Annotated in this window: 3 protein-coding genes; 1 reads left to right on the forward strand and 2 read right to left on the reverse strand. The window is 51.5% G+C overall.

All coding sequences use genetic code 11. The features are described from left to right. Positions 1-945, forward strand: a 945-nt coding sequence (locus tag ABY802_RS16640; RefSeq protein WP_372628237.1) for a multifunctional CCA addition/repair protein, incomplete at its 5' end; no start/stop codon positions are given. 30 nt (positions 946-975) lie between these two features. On the opposite strand, the gene ABY802_RS16645 is transcribed toward ABY802_RS16640, so the two are convergent. Both ABY802_RS16645 and folK read right to left on the reverse strand, forming a co-directional pair. Further along, positions 976-1,782, reverse strand: coding sequence for an undecaprenyl-diphosphate phosphatase (locus tag ABY802_RS16645; RefSeq protein WP_372628238.1), 807 nt, complete (start codon positions 1,780-1,782; stop codon positions 976-978). Next, positions 1,779-2,276 carry a 2-amino-4-hydroxy-6-hydroxymethyldihydropteridine diphosphokinase gene (folK, locus tag ABY802_RS16650; RefSeq protein ID WP_372628239.1) on the reverse strand — a complete coding sequence of 166 codons (498 nt, stop codon included), beginning with the start codon at positions 2,274-2,276 and terminating at the stop codon, positions 1,779-1,781. The genes ABY802_RS16645 and folK overlap by 4 nt, the downstream gene beginning before the upstream one ends. Positions 2,277-2,346 lie beyond the last annotated feature (70 nt).

Raw genomic sequence — 2,346 nt, forward strand, 5'->3', positions numbered from 1 at the left:
ATCAATGCGATTGCCAAAGACGACAACGGCAACTATGTCGACCCGTTTAACGGCCGGGCTGACATTGAGCAAAGAGTGCTGCGCCATGTCTCCGCTGCTTTTGCTGAAGACCCACTGCGGGTGCTGCGGGTCGCCCGTTTTTATGCCCGCTACGCCCATCTGGGCTTTACGGTAGCCGACGACACCATGGCGTTAATGCGCCAGCTAAGCAACAGTGGCGAGTTACAAACCCTAAGCCCGGAGCGGGTGTGGCAGGAAACGGCCAAAGCATTAAACAGCCAAAGCCCGGCCGCTTATTTTCAGCTGCTTTATCATTGTGGTGCGTTGCAGGCGCTAATGCCTGAATTAGCAGCGTTATGGGGAGTGCCGCAGCCAGCAAAGTGGCATCCGGAAATTGATACCGGGATCCATACTCTGCTGGTGCTTCGCCAAGCCGCGATGATGTCTGATCGGCTGGATATTCGTTTTGCCTCCCTGGTGCATGACTTAGGCAAAGGCGTCACCAAAGCCGAGCTGTTACCGTCTCACCATGGTCACGAGTATACCGGTCTGAAGCTAATTGAGCAGCTGTGTCAGCGCTTACGGGTGCCAAATGATTGTCGTGAACTGGCGCTGCTGGTCTGTGAATACCATCAGCTGGTACATAAAGCCCGTGAATTAAAGCCGGCCACGGTACTGAAACTGTTTAATGGTATTGATTTATGGCGTAAACCTCAGCGTCTGGCTGACATTTTGTGCTGCTGTCAGGCGGATTTGCGCGGCCGTACAGGGTTTGAACAGGCCGACTATCCACAGGCCCGCTATTTACAGCACCTGGCGCAGGCCGCTAATGCGGTTAATGTGCGCGATATCGTCGCCACGGGTGTTCAGGGTGCAGCCATTGGTGCGGCGTTGCAAAAGGCCCGCTTAGCGGCGATCAGCACAGCAAAGCGGGCCTGGCAGTAGAGTTAGCCTATCCCCTGGACACTAAGTACCTCAGGCAGCAAACCAGCCCAGGAAAATAATCAACCCTATCCCTAATAACAGCCGGTAAATCACAAAAGGCAGCATGCCCATCCGGCTGATAATTTTCAGGAAAAAGTGAATACAAATTATCGCGCTGACAAACGCCAGACCCATTCCCAGAAATATCGCGTTTAAGTCAAATCGCGTTGGTTCAGCCAGCAATTTACTGGCCTGATACCCGCCACTTAACACAATAATGGGAATAGATAATAAAAAGGAAAAACGGGCAGCGCTGACTTTATCTAAACCCAGTAACATGGCGGCGGTCATGGTAATGCCTGAACGCGATGTACCCGGGATCAATGAGATAGCCTGGGCAACACCAATAAATAATGCCTGCCCCCAGGTAAGCTGCTCCATACTTTGTTGTTGTTTCGCCGTAGCATCAGCCCACCACAATGCCAGACCAAAAATAATGGTGGTGCTGGCAAGTACCCAGGGTGAGCGTAAGTAGGTTTCGATGTAATCTGCCGCTAATAAACCCGCCAGCGCGGCGGGTATGGTTGCCAGAATAACCCACCACGCCAATTTACTATCGGTACTGTGGCGACCGCCAAGGCTTTGCACCCAGCCCACGGTTAAGCGGCCGATGTCCTGCCTGAAATACAGGATGACCGCCAGCAACGTACCAACATGCACCGCCACATCAAAAGCGATACCCTGATCCTGCCAGCCCAGAATGGCTGACGGTAGAATAAGGTGCGCTGATGATGAAATAGGTAAAAACTCAGTAAAGCCCTGCAGAATAGCTAAAATAATAACTTCTAACGTACTCAATTACACTCACTCCAATTAAACGGCACTGGCCAGATTTTTTGTTTGTCTTTAGGATAATCCTGCCACAGCCTGGCGTAGCTTAACCCGTTTTGCGGATGGCTCTCGTCCGGCGCTATTTCCGCCATTGGCCATAACACAAACGCGTTTTCAGTAATTTCGCCTCGTGGCAGAACCACCGGTTGCTGGCAGATTGTTTGATCATAAGTCAGTAAATCTAAATCCAGGGTGCGACCACAAAATTTTTCAGCCCCGCGGATCCGGCCATGGCTATCTTCAATTTGTTTAAGTACCATCACACAATCAGCAATGCTTAGTTCGGTATCGGTCGCGGCAACCAGATTGTAAAACGGATCACCGTTAAAGCCGACCGCTTCGCTTTCATACACTCTGGATAATTGCACCTGACCAAAATACTGTTGCAACGACAATACGCCGGCCCGGACATAATGCTCGCGGTCTGTGTTGCTGCCAATACTGATAAAAATACGAGCCATCAGGCTTGCTCCCGCGCAGACGTTAGAGGCTTCTTAGCCAGGCCAGCGGTGCGAACAATATGCACCCCTA

This window comes from Arsukibacterium sp., assembly GCF_041616895.1.
Classification (GTDB): Bacteria; Pseudomonadota; Gammaproteobacteria; order Enterobacterales; family Alteromonadaceae; genus Alishewanella.